The organism is Microbulbifer maximicatervae (SeqCode), from assembly GCF_052467615.1.
In genome coordinates this window covers 4,156,132-4,173,903 of sequence record NZ_CP174319.1, presented here as the reverse complement: position 1 = coordinate 4,173,903, position 17,772 = coordinate 4,156,132, and the positions used below count along the sequence as shown (strand labels likewise).

19 protein-coding genes are annotated in these 17,772 nt (G+C 46.4%); 4 read left to right on the top strand and 15 right to left on the bottom strand.

Going from position 1 to position 17,772, the window contains the following annotated elements; all coding sequences use genetic code 11:
- Positions 1 to 579: 579 nt before the first annotated feature.
- From ACJJIM_RS18300 to ACJJIM_RS18280, 5 genes are all read right to left on the bottom strand, one after another.
- A complete protein-coding gene (locus tag ACJJIM_RS18300; RefSeq protein WP_444911672.1) occupies positions 580 to 801 on the bottom strand; it encodes a hypothetical protein in 222 nt (73 codons plus the stop codon).
- Positions 802 to 867: 66 nt separating this feature from the next.
- Positions 868 to 1,305, bottom strand: coding sequence for a hypothetical protein (locus tag ACJJIM_RS18295; RefSeq protein ID WP_444911671.1), 438 nt, complete (start codon positions 1,303 to 1,305; stop codon positions 868 to 870).
- A 61-nt stretch (positions 1,306 to 1,366) separates the two neighbouring features.
- On the bottom strand, positions 1,367 to 1,813 hold the full coding sequence (locus ACJJIM_RS18290) for a hypothetical protein (protein WP_444911670.1): 447 nt from the start codon (positions 1,811 to 1,813) through the stop codon (positions 1,367 to 1,369).
- Between the two features lie 114 nt (positions 1,814 to 1,927).
- Positions 1,928 to 2,284 (bottom strand): hypothetical protein, encoded by a 357-nt coding sequence (locus ACJJIM_RS18285; RefSeq protein ID WP_444911669.1) that lies wholly within the window; start codon positions 2,282 to 2,284, stop codon positions 1,928 to 1,930.
- A 65-nt stretch (positions 2,285 to 2,349) separates the two neighbouring features.
- A complete protein-coding gene (locus ACJJIM_RS18280; RefSeq protein WP_444911668.1) occupies positions 2,350 to 2,691 on the bottom strand; it encodes a hypothetical protein in 342 nt (113 codons plus the stop codon).
- Between the two features lie 531 nt (positions 2,692 to 3,222).
- Between ACJJIM_RS18280 and ACJJIM_RS18275 the strand changes: the two genes are divergently transcribed.
- Complete coding sequence (locus ACJJIM_RS18275; protein WP_444913403.1) at positions 3,223 to 4,149, top strand: IS110 family transposase; 927 nt, start codon at positions 3,223 to 3,225, stop codon at positions 4,147 to 4,149.
- Between the two features lie 28 nt (positions 4,150 to 4,177).
- Here the strand turns inward: ACJJIM_RS18275 and ACJJIM_RS18270 are convergent, their stop codons facing one another.
- From ACJJIM_RS18270 to ACJJIM_RS18245, 6 genes are all read right to left on the bottom strand, one after another.
- Entirely contained in the window at positions 4,178 to 4,786 is a 609-nt protein-coding gene (locus tag ACJJIM_RS18270) for a tetratricopeptide repeat protein (protein WP_444911667.1), read from the bottom strand.
- Between the two features lie 119 nt (positions 4,787 to 4,905).
- The gene (locus tag ACJJIM_RS18265) at positions 4,906 to 5,172 is read right to left on the bottom strand and encodes a hypothetical protein (protein WP_444911666.1); all 267 of its coding nucleotides are present in this window, start codon (positions 5,170 to 5,172) and stop codon (positions 4,906 to 4,908) included.
- A gap of 81 nt (positions 5,173 to 5,253) precedes the next feature.
- Positions 5,254 to 5,574 carry a hypothetical protein gene (locus ACJJIM_RS18260; protein WP_444911665.1) on the bottom strand — a complete coding sequence of 107 codons (321 nt, stop codon included), beginning with the start codon at positions 5,572 to 5,574 and terminating at the stop codon, positions 5,254 to 5,256.
- A 492-nt stretch (positions 5,575 to 6,066) separates the two neighbouring features.
- Positions 6,067 to 6,321, bottom strand: coding sequence for a hypothetical protein (locus tag ACJJIM_RS18255; protein ID WP_444911664.1), 255 nt, complete (start codon positions 6,319 to 6,321; stop codon positions 6,067 to 6,069).
- Between the two features lie 76 nt (positions 6,322 to 6,397).
- Positions 6,398 to 6,910: a hypothetical protein gene (locus ACJJIM_RS18250; RefSeq protein WP_444911663.1), complete on the bottom strand. Its 513-nt coding sequence runs from the start codon at positions 6,908 to 6,910 to the stop codon at positions 6,398 to 6,400.
- Between the two features lie 89 nt (positions 6,911 to 6,999).
- Entirely contained in the window at positions 7,000 to 7,326 is a 327-nt protein-coding gene (locus ACJJIM_RS18245) for a DUF440 family protein (RefSeq protein ID WP_444911662.1), read from the bottom strand.
- 673 nt (positions 7,327 to 7,999) lie between these two features.
- Between ACJJIM_RS18245 and ltrA the strand changes: the two genes are divergently transcribed.
- A complete protein-coding gene (gene ltrA / locus ACJJIM_RS18240) occupies positions 8,000 to 9,271 on the top strand; it encodes a group II intron reverse transcriptase/maturase (RefSeq protein WP_413663583.1) in 1,272 nt (423 codons plus the stop codon).
- A 56-nt stretch (positions 9,272 to 9,327) separates the two neighbouring features.
- On the opposite strand, the gene ACJJIM_RS18235 is transcribed toward ltrA, so the two are convergent.
- The 4 genes from ACJJIM_RS18235 to ACJJIM_RS18220 all read right to left on the bottom strand — a co-directional run bounded on the left by ACJJIM_RS18235 (position 9,328) and on the right by ACJJIM_RS18220 (position 15,513).
- A complete protein-coding gene (locus ACJJIM_RS18235; RefSeq protein ID WP_413663582.1) occupies positions 9,328 to 9,798 on the bottom strand; it encodes a thioredoxin family protein in 471 nt (156 codons plus the stop codon).
- A gap of 1,357 nt (positions 9,799 to 11,155) precedes the next feature.
- Positions 11,156 to 11,980: a hypothetical protein gene (locus tag ACJJIM_RS18230; protein WP_413663581.1), complete on the bottom strand. Its 825-nt coding sequence runs from the start codon at positions 11,978 to 11,980 to the stop codon at positions 11,156 to 11,158.
- 665 nt (positions 11,981 to 12,645) lie between these two features.
- The gene (ptsP, locus tag ACJJIM_RS18225) at positions 12,646 to 14,898 is read right to left on the bottom strand and encodes a phosphoenolpyruvate--protein phosphotransferase (RefSeq protein ID WP_282930971.1); all 2,253 of its coding nucleotides are present in this window, start codon (positions 14,896 to 14,898) and stop codon (positions 12,646 to 12,648) included.
- 108 nt (positions 14,899 to 15,006) lie between these two features.
- The gene (locus ACJJIM_RS18220) at positions 15,007 to 15,513 is read right to left on the bottom strand and encodes an RNA pyrophosphohydrolase (protein WP_413665896.1); all 507 of its coding nucleotides are present in this window, start codon (positions 15,511 to 15,513) and stop codon (positions 15,007 to 15,009) included.
- A gap of 338 nt (positions 15,514 to 15,851) precedes the next feature.
- Between ACJJIM_RS18220 and ACJJIM_RS18215 the strand changes: the two genes are divergently transcribed.
- Together ACJJIM_RS18215 and ACJJIM_RS18210 are read left to right on the top strand one after the other, a co-directional pair.
- Positions 15,852 to 16,520, top strand: a complete 669-nt coding sequence (locus ACJJIM_RS18215) for an HAD family hydrolase (protein ID WP_413665895.1) — start codon at positions 15,852 to 15,854, stop codon at positions 16,518 to 16,520.
- 42 nt (positions 16,521 to 16,562) lie between these two features.
- Complete coding sequence (locus ACJJIM_RS18210) at positions 16,563 to 17,747, top strand: imelysin family protein (RefSeq protein WP_413663580.1); 1,185 nt, start codon at positions 16,563 to 16,565, stop codon at positions 17,745 to 17,747.
- Positions 17,748 to 17,772 lie beyond the last annotated feature (25 nt).

Below are 17,772 nucleotides of genomic sequence, written 5' to 3'. Positions count from 1 at the left end.
GGCACAGCATCAAATAGCTCATTTATTAGCCCAACTATAATCCTACATTCTGGTTTTCCAGTCGCGTACTGGCAGTATGACCGTGCGTGTATGTTTAGAAAATAGAAATCATGATCAACAAAGTCAGTTTCTAAAATAGAAATTACAAGATCATGGGTTAACTGACACAATTCATATGCGCTTTCTTTGCTTCGACCAACGGGTAGCTTCCGAGAAAGCTCATTTCTTGCTCTTGGGATGGTGTGCCGTAATAGCGCCACATATATTTCTTGTTTAACACTCATGCTCTATGGGTACTTCGAAACATAACGCCTCAATAACGGACAGTCAAACCGTAGGTTTGGTGTCCAGCCGAAGGCGATCGTTGATTGATTTGTTAGGCATTCGACGCAATACGATATGAAATTATTGATAAAGCCAAAATACCTATAATACAGAACAAATGAACTACTGGAACAAAACGCTCAAAAACATATGGATCTGTAAGGTAATAATTGTAGTTTTGACCACAGAGGTGATTACCTAAGATTGATTTGCCAATAAATATTGGTAGCCAAATAAAGCAAACAAAACAAGCAGCTATGGGTGGAAAACAAGCAATAATTTTCCAGAGTTAACTTTACGAGAAGGCCATAGAAGGCCCGCTACTAATAGAAATAGTGAAATTGCTACAATCAATGATGCCAAAAAACCGCCATCATCACCCATGGTGCATGTTCCAGCTACTGCTCCAAGCCATGTTATAAATGCATAAATATATGTAAAAGCTACTCCGCTAAGTCTTCTTATCATAATATCCAATTTATTACCTACCGCCAAGCTCACCTGCGGAGGCGTGAGAGCGTCGGAGTCGGGTGCAGCTTCTTGTTAACCCTTTTTATTTAAAACATGTTTTTGAATTTGGTCAGCAATGTTTGCGTAAACTAACTTTAGCTTATTTGGGTCCAGTGTTGATTGAAACTCAATAACCAGGCCCTCGAATCCATTTTGCGTTGTGCTAATAACGAGTTCCATTGACGTGTTTTCTTGGAACTGATGTAAGTCTATGCCGGCTTTTGCAAGTTCTGAGCTTAATTGTGCCTCGTTGAGAGAGAAGCTCCCCAATTTTTCTTGTAACTCCCGAGCACTAGAAACTGACAACTCGTTTGCAGGAATCGTGTAATCAAATCCTCGTGTTACAGCTGGCTCTATGATGCCGCTCTTTACAGCGGCATAGATAAGTAAGATGATGAGTACAGTGCCATTAGCGAATTTAGAAAGCTTTGACTTTCCAAGTGTGATGAATGGTTTTCTTTCTTGAGCCATTACTTTCCTCGTTGGACGTCCCGCTGAGGCCCAAAGGACCGGAGCATTCTGCTTGCGTTTGTTATGCTGATTCTCGCAAAGTTGCGCAGTCGTCAGCTGTAACCAGGTGCTCTACCAGTATATTTCCATTCGGAAGCCTATACCTATAAGCGACTGAAAATCCTCCGCTAAATATATCATTGCTTTCTTCTATAGCGCAAAACTCTTCAACCGTTTCTGACTTAGGGATTGCACTATATATTTCATTTAATTCCAGATCTTCCGGATCCAGCATTTCAAATATATACACAATTTTCTGATCTTCTCGATAGACTCCAATCATAGAAACTTCATCATTGAGATTTTTTGGAAAGCTTTTGTTTACTTCCGCAAACTCCGCATCCATATCTTCTAGAGAGCTATTGTATCGATATCCGAGAAAGACCAATCCCGCAATAACTAGGATTGTTACCAACCAATAAAGCATGAATATATGGAAAGTGCCTAGGTATTTTTTCTTAGAATTCACGAACTACCCCAAAATATGAATAACGCCCACATAAAAGGCCGGCTGAAGCGCAGCGTAAGGAGGTCCAGCGGAACACTGTGGAGCGATTTTTGATCCGTTGGTTATGTATTTTACTTAATGAGCCAAGGTTCCTGTTGCCTTAGTTCCATCCCAGTCGAATGTTGTGAAATTTTTAATATTTTTATCGAAGAGCAAATGCATTCTATCGGTATACCCTTCCAGGACGATTTCATTAGCACCAACTACTACCCAACGCACGTCTTTCCAGCTTTTTAGTTTAGAAATCGATCCATCCTCTTCAAGGACAAATTTATAGTTACGCCCTCTCCAGGTATAATTCCACTCACTATTGCTAAGCCTACTTGCAAGCGTAACAGCCTTCGCTACAGCTTGCGGATCATACCTTTCCAATGGATCGGCATTACTGAAAAATGAAAAGAAAAGGGACATCAAAAATAGACAAACTCGCATATATCTCCCTTACTATGTTGATGCATAATGCTTCAATAATGGGCAACCTTGTGGCGAAGCCACGCTTAAGCTTGTCCAGCCGAAGGCGACATTGATTGATTTGTTATGGGGCATTTTTCACCGTGTTCATCATATGGATATTTACCAAGCTGACCGCAGCGATTACCCCAACAATTAATTATAAATTCTATGCATCGGCCACCACCTTTATAAAGAAAAGTATAATCTGGTTTAGGTGATGTTTTCGAATTATAAGACTGCAGTTGTTCTACAGGCATCTCATTTTTGACAAGGTACTCCTCAACAATTTTCCTAGCCTGATCTTCAATATCTGATGATTGAGCTAAAGCTAAACTGGGCATACTTACCACAAACAAAATGGCAACGATTGCGTACTTAAATTTCATACCAACACCTAGCTCAGGCTCCATAACGCCGCTAGCAAGGGCAGCCGAAGTAACACGTAGGTTATCCAGCCCAGCCCAGGAGGGGTTGGGCGAGCTTGACTAGCCTGGTTATGGCTGGCGCGCACTGAACCACCTACTTGCTCTCTACCAGCCAAGTTTGGCTGGCCACTGCCCGATAAATTTAAAGGGAAAAATACCATACTTTCCCAACCGGTCAACTATCTGATTGGCACTCCATGATGGCGTAGCTGACTTGCAGGGCTTGCTGACTTAAAACGATGGCACTGGAACGAAACTGCAGTACCAAATTGCAGGAAAACTCTCAGAAAAAGTGCTCAGATAGAGATTGATGCTTGCAGCAGCTACAGAACATCTAAAAATCGGCCGCCACAATAAGGCCCACAGCAGGGGCGACCGAAGCGAAGCGTAGGGCGTCCCGCGCAGGCCCTACGGGCCAGAGCATTCTGTCTGTGCTTGTATGGTTGTTCTTGATCGATTCTGATGTTGAAAATCCTTTTCGCTAACGGGTAAATTGAGACCCACCTTGTCGGTATCGATACCAGCAGTAAACAACTCGATATTTATGTGAGACCTACTGGCCAATTCTTTAGCGTTGCCAATGATAAAAATGGCATTAAGGATGCCATTAAACAATTACAACCTCTTAAACCTCAAAGAGTATTAATAGAGTCTACAGGAAGACTCGAATTAGAGTTTGTTTGCGCCGCTGACAAAGCAGGATTACCTGTTGTTGTTTGCAACCCTTCACAGATAAGAAGCTTCGCTAAATCCGCAGGGCGCCTCGCCAAAACTGACAAGCTAGATGCAATAGATATTGCACATTTTGGTGAGGCCATGAAGCCAAGGCTGTCGGTGCTAAAGCCAGAAAAGCTTAGGGAGATCAGTGACTTACTGGCGGTAAGAAGTCAGTGTTTTGAGATGAGTACAATGCAAAAGAATCGGCTTCAGAGAATGCCGAAATCAGTACACAAACCCATACGGACCATTCTAAACACCATCAAGAAAGAGCTACAAGGTATCGACAAGCAACTGGATAAACTGGTTAACAGTGTGTCTGAGTGGCGGGGCTTATTGTTGAGTGCTAAAGGGGTCGGAAATGTATTGGCTTATACGTTGATGAGTGAACTTCCTGAGCTAGGAAAATTGAACCGTAAAGAAATCGCTGCATTTGTCGGTATCGCCCCAATGAACCGTGATAGCGGCAGCTTCCAGGGAAAGAGATATATTCGGAGTGGAAGGCATCGTGTACGAACGGTTTTGTTTGTTTCCATCATGTCGGCCATACAGCATCATCCCAAACTAAAGCCGATGTACAAGCGATTAGTCGACGCTGGCAAACCTAAAAAGGTCGCTCTGATTGCCTGCATGAGAAAGCAGATTACGATCCTTAATACGATGGTAAAAAATAACACCTACTGGGATGAAAGTATGGCTTAATAACTTGACGAACAACCATAGTCACTTGTTATAAATCATTTTTTAGCACCCAAGTTGCCGACAATTTACTGAACTCTGCTTTTTGGGTATCAGTAAGCTCTTCCTCAATTTTTGACTTTAAGTCAGTAAATTGAGTTTGCCGAAACCAGCGACCGCCAGACCAGTCACAGCAGAAAAAGACTTGTGGTTCACCATTTGATTTTGCAATTACATTGTTGATGATAAGCAAGGCAAGTACGAGATTTTTATCGCTGCCTTCACCGTTATAGTAGAGATCAGCCAGCCGGTATTGAGCGATAAGCGCATCATTCTTTTGCCCAAAGTAACCGTACTCACCAGTTGCATCAACGAGATAGCCTTCAGCCCACTTGCTTTCCTCGAGTTGACGCGCGGCTAGTTTGTACCACTTTATCGCTTCAGGAATATCAACTTCGATGCCGTATCCAGAATTGTAGTAAATACCCAAACGCAATTGAGCCCAAGGGTAGCCTTGCTCGGCTAACGGTCTAGCCACCTCAATTGCCCTGGAGTAATTGCCTTGCTCCCAATTAGTATCGGTTGTTCTTTCACCGGGATTTGGGTTCATTCCTGCGCAAGCAGTGAGAAGAAGTGTTAGTAATACAATGCTTAGTTTCATGCCACTCCTTATGATTTATAAAGCCTTGCTAAGGGGCAGCCGAAACGCAGTGTAGGCTGTCCCGCGGAGGCCGCGCTTTTTTGCGGCCGGAGTGTACTTGAGCAACTTATTATAAGGCATTACTCGAAGCACCTTTTTATTAAGTAATCACATACCCACGCCAGACCAAAAAAGATACCTGATATGGCAAGCAGACCAAAGCTTGCACCAGCTAACTGAAGAGTGAACTCATTGTCAGTAGATGCAAGCTCAGTAATTAGTATTTCGATTATACCAACACTGAAAATACTGAATGCAACGAGACCGATGAGCATAGAAAAGAACACTAGAGGCTTTTGTAGCTTCTTAAACTGTATTTCTAACAGTCTTGCTTCTATTAATCCCATAGTTGAATCTTGTATGCCCTATAATGCTGGCCACAGCCGCCAGAGGTCTGATGCTGGCCCTGGTTAAGCGTACTGTACACTTCAATCCGCTCCAATGGCCTTTTTAAAAATTAGCTTGCCTTCTTTAAAGTGTATTTCACAAGCAAGCCTGAAAAATGGTGCATCATGGTTAAAGACCATTAGCCTATCACTCTCATCCATATCTATAAAAGGCGTATTAAGTGCTCTTTCATGAGCCATTTTCACAGCATTATCAAAAGCCATACCCGTTGTGAGTGAATCACAATAGCTGTTTATTGGGTACATTTTCCATATCGCAAAACCTATAGTTGCGGCGGCCAGTATTGAGAATACTAAAATGAGTTTTCCAAAACCAACTAAGATTTGCTTTATTACATTCACAGACTACCTCTAACGCTAAGCTAACGGGCAGTGACGTAGCGGCATAATCGCGAAGCGCCGCTGCGTTACTGTCCCAGTGTGGCACGCAGTGACACACGTATTAAGCGCCTTGTTATACGCTACAGCTAAAATCATCCACTATACCCCACACTATTGCCGCCAAAAACATACACCATGTAATTAGGATTAAACGTCGTCTCATACCAAAATTTGATACATATCTTGCCTCTGGTATATGAGGCACATTCATAGGTAACTTTAAGAAGAAATTAATATTTAAATTTACTAAATAGGCAAGGCTAAGAAATAGAACAAATGGCCTACCTTTATCTGCGGGGCAGGAATAATGACTCGCTGCCAAAATTGCAATGACTAAGTAGGATAGAAGTAAAATCCATTTAAGAGCTTTGTTGTTCATTTTTTCCGAAGCGTACCGTAGGCTGTCCCGCGAAGGCCGCGCACTTTGCGGCCGAAGTGTACTTCAGCAACTTGTTATAAGTTGTTGCCACCATCATGCCCTGTGGTTAATAGTGTGATATACACCATAAAAATGGCACTTGCTATCGCAATCAATGGGATACTCACTGTCGCAGCCATAAACCCAAAATACACAAATACTGGCGCAAATAAGAAGAGAGCTAATGCTGTTGAAATAATGCCGATTACAGACGATGCATAGCTTACAGTGAGAATCTGTACACCACACCCCTCGCAATGAAGAACGTCGCCATCAAAAATCAACTTCAACTTCGAAATCAATCGGAGTTTACTTACTGTATATTTAGGGCATGAGAGCATATTTGTTCTTGCGATTTATAACGCCCTAATCAGCCGCGCCGCCGTTTGGCGTCGGTTGAGTTTGCTTGTTAGGTGCTGATTTCTGAGGTTTCACAATTGAACCTGAGACAACCATGCCACAGTCAATTCTTTCTTGTGGTGTTGGCAGCTTATTACACTCCAATAGTTTCGGGTAAGCTACTTCGAAACTCTCTGGAACATGTAACCCTTGAAGTTGTCTGTGACAAGATTCAGCAGTAAAAGCTGAGTATGACCTCATCTCTAAATCTTTAAATGTATAAATTTCATCTGCTATCCGATACATATTTTGGGCTAAGTGTTTTTGTTTCGAAAAAGGCATCACAATTAAAATTGTGAGATCTGGAAGAGGCGCTAGCAATTGTTCTTTAGTCATACCTTTTTCTTTGTGCATAAGTGCTGAAGTGGCAATCTTGTAGAGTTGATTACATAATGGTTTTAAATCGTATTCACTTTTATTTTCCTCAGACCAAACAGCTTCACTGAATACCAGCAATAAAAGTGTTGCAATAAACTTCATAAGGCACCTAACGTTTTTGTAAATGGCGAGCGACGCAGGAGCGAGTCCAGCGGAACGCCAAAGATGTGTAGCGTTGTTTGACAATCTTGTTATTTTTTTGGACGCCAAACAAACTTCGTAAACTCATTACTTTTTTCACGGCAAATAAGTACTTTTGCAAAAACTTCCGGTTGTTCGCCGGGATCAACTGCCAACCCAATCGTTACTTGAGAGTAAAATGTGGGATCTGGAACGAAACCTATGATCGGCTCCCAAGAATCATCTGGAGCATTGTGTGCGACAAAGCCGCGAGAATCTGATTCCCGATTCCAAGTTTCAATATCTTGCTTCGATAGGTGATCACTGGCGATTTCATGAAACTTCTCATGAGCCAGATTAGATATCTTTGGGATGCCCCATCTATTTTTCTTGTCCATTATTCGTACTTACACATAACGCCGGTAGCAACGGCGGCTGAAGCGTAGCGTAAGACGTCCAGCCAGCGCGCTTTTTGCGCTGGCGATGTTGCCTACCCTTGGTACGCCCAGCATGGGCGTGAATTAATGGGGTGAAAGTCCCCTGTAGGAGGATCACCGTTTAATGGATTGCATTAAATGCTAACTACTAGCGAATGGCAACTGCAATACCGCGAGGTCTTGTGGGGAGGAAGCCGCTAGCAAAGCTACGAGCTGACGGACAGAAACATCATATAAGGCTTAGCCTGGAGGCGAGGTGGCCAAGGACACCGAAGCCATGTGATCTAACGGGTAGAGTAAATGATGCAGTTGTGTAGTGAAAGTTCACGTTCTTATCTGGGGAGATCTGTTTAACTCGTTGCTGTGAAGCTGTCAGCGTGGCCACTGACTAATAAATAGGCCCACTCCGCTAGCCATCATCGCGGGGATCGACAAAAGTGGTGGAACACATCAGCGCCTCGGTAAGTAATGATCAAGGTGATTAAACAGAAGTAAGCAGACGGCATAGTAGCCAAATGCCAAGATTAATACCTTGGACAGGGTGAAGGCCTGAACCTAAATCCATGAGTTAAAAGACAGGGCTAGCCTACCGACATGTTGCCAGCCGGATATAAAATTGACGTAGTGCACTGCCATGACACTTAACTCAAATGAAAATCTACTCGACGCTATCCTCAGCAAAGAAAACCTCAATGCTGCATGGAAGCACGTTCGCGCGAATAAAGGTGCCGCAGGCATTGATGGGATTACCGTTGATGATTTTGTGCAGCACTTCAAGGCAGTCGGCGATGAAATTATCGAAGCCATTCGGCAAGGTCATTACCAGCCGCTGCCTGTTAGACGCGTCTACATTCGCAAGTCAGACGGTGGTCAGCGAGGTCTAGGGATACCTACGATTTTTGATCGTGTTATTCAGCAAGCAATCGCGCAAATCATCAACCCTATTTTCGATGTGACTTTTTCAGAGTTTAGCTATGGCTTCCGGCCAAAGCGATCACAGCATCACGCGGTGAAAAAGCTACAAAAGTATATCGAGGGTGGCAAGCGAATAGCGGTGGATGTCGATCTATCCAAGTTCTTCGATCGAGTGAATCATGACTTTCTCATGAGCTTACTCGGCCAAAGAATTAACGATAAGCGTTTACTCAAACTGATCGCAAGCTACTTGCGCGTAGGCTGGGTAGAAGATGGATGTTGGCAAGCGTGTTATGAGGGGGTGCCGCAAGGTGGCCCTTTATCGCCGCTGCTGTCCAATATTGTACTCGATCTGCTCGACAAAGAGCTGGAAAAACGCCAACACCTTTTTGTCCGCTATGCGGATGATTTTGTGATTGTTGTTTCCTCTAAGCGTTCCGGCGAACGGGTTATGGCTAGCATCAAACGCTTTGTTGAGCGCAAGCTTAAACTCAAAGTTAACGATGCAAAAAGCCAAGTAGTCCCGGTTAGTCGTTGTAAGTTTCTGGGTTTTTCTTTCCGTGGAGCAAAGCTTGTCTGGCATGATAAGTCACTGCGCCAATTTAAATACTGCGTCCGCCAGATTACAGGGCGATCTCGTGGTATTTCGATGGAAAAGAAACTGAAAGAACTTACCGTATACCTCCGTGGTTGGATCAACTATTTTAGGATAGCGCAAGGCTATCAAAAATGTATCGATCTTGACTGCTGGATACGACGGCGATTAAGAATGAGCTATTGGAAGAATTGGCGCAGAGTGAGAACGAAAGTTCGAAATTTACTGCGTATGGGTGTGAGTGAGTCGCTGGCAGTTACCTGCGGCTCGTCCGGTAAAAGTTACTGGCGAAGCGCAAAAACTGAGGGTATTCATATTGCGCTCAATAATGAGTTCTTCGAAGAGATGGGTTTGATTTCATTACGAGATCGTTGGGTAGAGATTCATTACGGATAGGGAACCGCCCATTGCGGACCCGCACGATGGGTGGTGTGGGGGCCGGTAGCTAGAAACTACCGGCTACCCGATTTAGATTTGTGCTCTTCAATAAGATTAATAAACTTAGTAAATACTTCATCGTCGTAGCTATTTCGACCTTTTTCAAAAACACTAGTATTTTGTGATAGCAATACTTCCTTATTGGCATTTAATACCCAAAAGTGAGGTGCTCCTTTAGACTCTGGTAACTGAGAAAAAAATTCATCATTGTAATTTTTATCTCCCAGATATACCTTCATTAGAACAAAGCTATTTTTCAAGTCATTGTATATTTTTTTATTTGAGCTTAAGTAATCGTCAAGCACATGGCACCAACGACACCAATCTCCACCTGAAATAACCAAAATATATTTATTTTCCTTTTTTGCTTGTATTGCAGACTCATCTATCTGTTGGAAGGGATCTGCTAGTGGATCATACCCAATATCTTTCGCTATGCATGAGCATGAAAATAATAAAAAACAAAAAAACGCTAACTTCTTCATAAATCACTCTAATTAATCTAACGTTTAAAGCACCTGCGACAAAACCAAAGCGAAGCGGCGGTTTTGACGTCGGGTGCCTTTACTTGGTACGCCCAGCATGGGCGTGAACTAATGGGGTGAAAGTCCCCTGTAGGAAGATCACCGTTTAATGGACTTCATTAAATGCTAACTACTAGCGAATGGCAACTGCAATACCGTGAGGTCTTGTGGGGAGGAAGCCGCTAGCAAAGCTACGAGCTGACGAACAGAAACATAATATAAGGCTTAGCCTGGAGGCGAGGTAGCCAAGGATACCAAAGCCATGTGATCTAACGGGTAGAGTAAATGATGCAGTTGTGTAGTGAAAGTTCACGTTCTTATCTGGGGAGATCAGTTTAACTTGCTACTGTGAAGCTGTCAGCGTGGCCGCTGACTCATAAGTAGGCCCAGCCCGCTAGCCACCATCGCGGGGATAGAAAAAAAATGGTGGAACACAGCAGCGCTCCGCTCAGTAATGAGTAGGGTGATTAAACAGAAGTCAGCAGACGGCATAGTAGCCAAATGCCAAGATTAATACCTTGGACAGGGTGTGGGCGTGAACTAATGGGGTGAAAGTCCCCTGTAGGGAGATCACCATTTAATGGGTTCCATTAAATGCTAACTACTAGCGAATGGCAACTGCAATACCGTGAGGTCTGGTGGGGAGGAAGCCGCTAGCAAAATTACGAGCTGACGGACAGAAACATCATATAAGGCTTAGCCTGGAGGCGAGGCGGCCAAGGACACCGAAGCCATGTGATCTAACGGGTAGAGTAAATGATGCAGTTGTGTAGTGAAAGTTCACGTTCTTATCTGGGGAGATCTGTTTAACTTGCTACTGTGAAGCTCTCAGCATGGCCGCTGACTCATAAATAGGCCCAGCCCGCTAGCCACCATCGCAGGGATCGACAAAACGGTGGGAAATAGCAGCGCCTCGGTCAGTAATGGCCAAGGTGATTAAACAGAAGTCAGCAGACGGCATAGTAGCCAAATGCCAAGATTATTACCTTGGACAGGGTGAAGGCCTGAACCTAAATCCACGAGTTGAAGGACAGGTCTAGCCTACTGATATGTTTCCAGTCGGTTAAAGTTGATGTAGCGCACTGCCATGACACTCCACTCAAATGAAGATCTGCTCGACACTATCGTTGGGTAGAGATTCATTACGGATAGGAACCGCCCATTGCGGACCCGCATGATGGGTGGTGTGGGGGCCGGTAGCTAAAAACTACCGGCTACCCAGTTTATGCATTTATGGTAACTTTTTCAATGCGAAGTGACTATTGCTTGGATATTTAGAAAATAGAGTTTCAAGCCTGGTGGTTCGTTAAACACATTTTTATGAGAAATGTACACCGATTCTATTTTTTCCTTTATTAGAAATATCTACTCCATTTATGCGAATTTCACAATTACATTTATAAAAAGATTCCAAACACATTTTTATAGCTGAATTATGAACTTCATGAATATATTCTTGTAGTAATTTTCTACCATCCCTGTCAAGGAATTCCAGCTTTTCTATTAACTTATCACGTATTCTATTTGCTAAATATTGATCAGTTTCTAGCTCATGAATCGGGGTGCTATCAAATAGTATAGGTGGGCCTTGTTTTTTTATAATTTCAACTAGCTTTTCGTAATAGTGTTCTTCGGGATTTTTTGGAATAGATTCGAGGTTAATATTATGCTTACGAATATTTTCAAATGTTTCTTCTAGACTGTTGGCCCCCTCATCTAGAATTTTATTGTCAGTATTTTGATCTTCTCCAAAGCTATAGACCAAACTAAACTCCCCTCCAAAATAATTATAAAATTCTGGAGTAAAATCAGCACCTGAGTAATAGTAAGCCAGGATTCCTTTCTCTGCACCAAAGGATGATAAGAACCTTCCTAAATTATTGAGTTCTTCCTCTTCCGTCAGCTCAAAAGTTGCATTAATCGCTATTTTTACAAGATTTCCTTCGTTAACACACATCTCGAATTGACAATATTCAGGGTGGCCTTCTTCAAAAATTGATGGAATTGAAGAGTGTCGTCGTTTTTCAGGAGGTACATTTTTGTATAATTTTGATATGTTTTCGTAATCTACAATGTCACAGAGTTTTTGAGCTCTTTCTTGGCTTTCAAGATGTATTTCCCCATAGAAATAATGACTAGACATAACTCCGTCCTTTCTTTGTTGTGTGTATCTGCATAACATTTATATAGTATTCATTCTGACCACTTTTATCATGATTACTATTTCGGAATCAATTTTCCCGCTGTAATGGAAATTTTAAATTAAAATCATAGGGTTAGATGTAATTGCTACTAAAGTGCAAACTACAAAAATGATCACTTTGACTACTATCCCGGTTTTTAACTCAACTTATAACTTGCTGATTTGTAAAGTATTTTTATACATTCTATGTAAAGCTCAAAAATAACGGTCAAAATGACCATAATTACCAGAGCTGGCACTCACTAACTTGTCAGAATTATCGGAAATTTGGAAGTGTGATGAGGCCAAGGCTTCAGGGGTGAGTGTACTAATTGAGTATCACGCGTATTTAGTAGTTATTTGTTTTTTCTTTGGGTGGGGGACATTCTGCTATTCCATTGACACGCTTAAAAATATAATGAGCTTGCCATTTCTGAAAAAGCAGCTTAAGGATTAGGAAACATTGAGAAGCTATTTGGTGGGTCAGAATAATGTTGAGCGATGTAGCTCTTAATTAGTCGCTTGGGCAAATATCTTGCTGTTGCGAGGGGCTAACGGTTTGGTTGTTAGATATTGAACTCAGGCTTTATAAAATTGGGTAAATTTAGATTTAAATACCTCATCATTTACGGCTGCAAAGAGACCTTCAACCCTGCCTCATTAAGAAACCCCTTCACGGTACTTTCAATTTGCTCGGGGCTATTCATCTGCAAAACCTGTTGCAAGAGCTGCTCAATATCGGCTCGGCTAACGGCGCGCAGCGTAGCTTTTATTCGCGGTAAGTTAGTGGCGTTCATCGATAGCATATCGTAGCCCATGGCTACTAATAACAATGCACCACTAGGTTCTCCTGCTAGTTCTCCACAGATCCCTACTTTGGTACCAACGGCATGGGCTGCCGTTACGATTTCCTGCAAAGCGCGCAGTACCGCTGGGTGCAGGGCGTGGTAAATATTGGCTACGCGGCTGTTATTGCGATCCACCGCCAGGAGATATTGAGTGAGGTCATTACTACCCACCGATATAAAATCTGCATGTACGGCGAGTTCCCGCACTTGGTAGACGGCGGAGGGTACCTCTACCATTACCCCGAGTGGGGGCATAACAATTTCGTAACCTTCTTCAAGCAGCTCCCGGTAGGCTCTTTCCACCAGTTTGCGCGCGGCTTCGAGCTCGTTTAGGCCGCTGATCATGGGGAGCATAATCCGCAGGTTATTTAGCCCCAGGCTGGCTTTCATCATGGCGCGCACTTGCGCCAGGAATATTTCCGGGTGATCGAGAGTTACGCGAATGCCGCGCCACCCCAGGAAGGGATTGGTTTCCTCGATCGGGAAATAGGCCAATGCTTTATCGCCGCCAATATCCAAGGTGCGCATCGTGACGGGCAGGGGGGCAAAGGCTTCCAGTTGCTCCCGGTAAATTTCCCGCTGCTCTTCCTCGGAGGGGAAGCGGTCTCGCAATAAGAAAGGTACTTCGGTGCGGAAAAGTCCTACTCCTTCTGCGCCGCGCTCCAGGGAGCGAACGACATCGGCCATCAGCCCGGTATTTACCATCAGGCGAATGCGATGGCCATCGGAAGTGATTGCCGGGAGTTGAGCCAGGTGGTCCAGATTGCGGGCCAGTTGCTGCTCTTCTGCAACAATATCGTCGTAGCGGCGCTTGAGTTCTGCGCCGGGGTGAATATGCAAATCGCCTCGGTAGCCATCCACCACCATATCGACACCGTCGATGGTTTCGTAGGGCAGGTCCTGGACTCCCATTACAGCGGGCAGTCCCATGGCTCGGGCAATAATAGCCACATGGCTGTTGGAGGAGCCTTTAACTGATACGGCTCCGATCAACTTTTCCCTGGGCACTTCTGCCAATACTGCTGCGGTTAGCTCTTCGCCGATCAGGATGGTGTTATCGGGAAAGTCCCGGTCGCTCTGCTGCTGTTGCCGCAGGTGCATCAGCACTCGGGCGCCCAGGTCGCGAACATCGGCGGCCCTATCGCGAAAGTAGGAGTCGGACATGGCTTCAAAGCGCCGCACATGTTCCAACATAACTTCGGCCCAGGCCCGCTGGGCACTGAGTTGTTGTTGGATGCGATCGCACACTTCGACGGCGAGGGAGCTGTCATCCAACATGCTGATGTAGGCATCGAATAGCGCCCGTTCCTCGGGGCTGAGGTCGCTCTTCAGGCGCTCACCGACTTCGCGAATTTCTTCTTGGGCGGCTGTCAGGGCCTGTTGAAACAGGGCCAGTTCAGTGTCCACATCCTCGCATTCGGAGTAGGGCACTGTGCCGAGATTCGCATGCGGGGTGACAATATGTACCCGCCCGATAGCCACACCGGGGGACGCGGCAATGCCAGAGAAGTGAGTTTCCCGTTGTTGCTTACCAATACAGGCCAGAAGACCGGTGGCCTCGGCGTGGGCGATAACGCCGGCGAGCTGCGCCGAAAGTGTGACCAGGAAAGCTTCCTCCCACTCGTCGAAGCGGCGCTTCTCTTCTTGCTGCACAACCAGGACACCCAGTACGGCGCGGTGGTGAATGATCGGTGTGCCGAGAAAGGCGCTGAAGCGCTCTTCTCCTGTAGAGGGGAAATATTGGAAGGCGGGGTGGGCTTCGGCCCTTTCCAGGTTAATCGGCTCTTCGCGGGTAACTACATTGCCCACCAGCCCCTCGCCGGGGGCCAGGTGGACCTGGCCAACCGCTTTGGGGTTGAGGCCATCGGTGGCCATCAGGACATAGTTACCGTGTTGCTTGTCGCGCAGATATACGGAGCAGACGCGGGTGTGCATGATTTCCCGCACGCGATGCACAATGATTTCGAGCACCGCGGTGAGGTTCCGGGCGGCATTTACTTCCTGAACGATACTGCGCAGAGATCCGAGCAATGGCCTGTCCTCGCCAATCAACGGAGAAATTCGATGGCCCCGGAAAGTAGAATTTCGATGCTGATCGGGGCCATTTTGTGAAGATTCGCTGCTAACTACCCTATGCGGTCAGCTTTCCTGTCCGCGCAGCCAGCGTCTCTCCAGCTGTATTTGTTGTGGGGCCAGCTCGGTTAGTGCGCGCCGGTATACTTCACGCTTAAAGGTCACCACCTTACTCAGTGGATGCCAGTAGCTTACCCAGCGCCAGTGGTCGAATTCAGGTTTGTAACCATTGTCGAAGCTGATAGAGGCCTCTTCTGCCTCGAGCCTCAGCAGGTACCACTTTTGCTTTTGCCCGATGCACAGTGGTTCGGAGCGACGTCGAATCAGCCTTTGAGGCAGGCGATAACGCAGCCAGCCTCGAGTACAGGCAATCATACTGACTTGATCGCGAGTAAGGCCTACTTCCTCGTATAGTTCCCTATATAGCGCCTGTTCAGGGGTTTCGCCCGGATTAATACCACCCTGGGGAAATTGCCAGGCGTCCTTGCCACCTACCCGCCGCGCCCACAGTGCCTGACCGCGGGCGTTGAGCACGATAATACCGACATTGGGGCGGAACCCCTCGGCATCGATATTGCTGCTGCTCTCGCCACTCGTGCCCCGGTTCTTGTTACCGGCCGGGGCTTTATCATTGCGATTCGAATGCTTGGCGGGCTTACGGCGGTTCTTTCGTCCGGCCTGTGCCGGCTTGCCGTCGCCCAAAATACCATCCTCAATACTGTTGTGTGCGGCCGTGCGCTGCACTTACTTGTTCTGCATTGTTCCACAGCGGGGGGTTTACAGCAATTCAGTGACGCAGTCCGTGTGCTGTCGTGCGGCGCAAGGTAAAATTAGCGGCCGCGCAGGGGACGTTTCCGGCTTCCTGGCGGTCAAATGCTTATGGGGAACCTATAGTTATGGGAGAGTCGACGGTGCACTTGGCAATCTTTGATCTGGATAACACGCTGATAGGTGGTGATAGCGATCATGCCTGGGGCGAATTTCTGGTGGAGCGTGAACATGTCGACGGGACCCGTTACCGCTCGGCTAACGATCGCTTTTATCAAGATTACCAGCGCGGTGAATTGGATATTTTTGCCTACCTGGAATTTGCCTTGGAGCCCCTGGCTCAGCTTTCCCGTGGTCAATTGGATAACTTGCAAAGCGAGTTTATGCAGGAAGTTATCAGTGAATTGTGGCTGCCTCGGGCCCAGGAGCTGATCGGCGAGCACCGCCGCAAAGGCCACCACATCATGATTATCACTGCGACCAATCGCTTTGTGGTTGAGCCTATTGCCTCGCGCCTCGGTGTCGATACCCTGCTGGCCACTGAGCCAGAGGAGGATGAGGGGCGGTTCACCGGAAAGGTCGTTGGTGAACCCTGTTACCAGGGGGGAAAAGTTGTCCGGTTGCGCCAATGGCTGGCCCACAACCCGGAATACGCCAACAGTGAAAAGTGGTTCTACAGTGACTCCATCAATGATCTGCCCTTACTGGGCGAAGTTGAGCACCCAATTGCGGTGGACCCGGATGATCGCCTGCGCGCAGAAGCTGAGGCTCGCGGCTGGCCGGTGATCAGTTTGCGGGAAGAGAGTGAGTAGGTGCTTGCCAGTATTTGTGAAATGCACAAGATGGGGAATTGAGTGAACGGATCTATTATCCAGTACCGGGCCCTGGCTGTTTTAATCGGGGCCCTGGCCGGACTTTCTGCCTGTGAACAAAAAGCGGTAGAAAAACCGCAGCAGGTATCGCAACAAAGTATTGCGCCGCAACCTGTGAATGAAAAGGCTGCGACCGAATTATCCCTTGCAATTTGGCAGGCGGGTGAGGCCCAGGTTATCCACGCCCATGCCGCTGTTGAAACGTTGCAGCGTGAAGTGGATGGTCTCCTGGCTCAGCCGAATGAAAATAAGCTGGAAAATGCCAGGCTTGCCTGGCTGGATGCCCACAGGGAATTTGCTGCTGCACTGCCTTATATCCAGTTGGCTTTTTCTTCGGGAGAGTTGCGCAGCCAGGGTAGAAAATTACTGTTATCAGTAGATAGTTGGCCGGCCCAGGCGGGCTACCTGGATACAGTGCCGGGTTATTCTGAGAGCGGTATCGTTAACGATACGGCCATTGATCTGACCTTAACGAACCTGCGCAAGCAGCACCGCCTGACGGCACATGAAGAGGCCAGCACCGGTTTTCACGCCCTGGAAATTATGCTCTGGGGGCCCACCAGCGAGCGGGTTGCGGAGCAGTTTTTGGCTAAGTCCGATGGGGAAAAACCCGAGGCCCTGGCCGTCAATCGGCGCCGTGAACTAACCCGCTTGATCGTTAAAGGTGTGGAAGAGGATATGGCAGGCTTGGCCCGCCGTTGGCCGACGGCAGCCAACAGCCTGTCGCGGCCCTATCTATCCCTTGGACCGGTTGCCCGATTGCAGCAAATCCGTGCATCGCACACCCGGGTGATTGATGAGCAGCTGTTGCGCAGGTTGCCGGAGAGTTCCGAGAGCGATGTGGAAAGTAGCCGTGCTGCCGATTCAAAGCAGGCGATATTGGCAATTATGGCAACTCTCCAGTCAAACTGGATTCCCACTGGTGGGGGCGGCTTGGCAGAGCTGTTGCTGGATCGACATCAGGTGACGGCTTTAGAGCAAGCTTTTGTGGATTTCGAGAGCTTGTTGTTGCAAATGGAAGACCCGATTGAACTGGCGGAGCTGACCCAATTGGCGCAGGCACGCAAACTTCTCGAGCGTATCGCCGGGTTGATGGCAGGTACTACCCAAGTGCCAGTATCCGATCAGGATGTGATGCCGGTTAGCTTACCGGTTGATGGCGAATAAATCTTGCTCTCACAGGCATAACAAA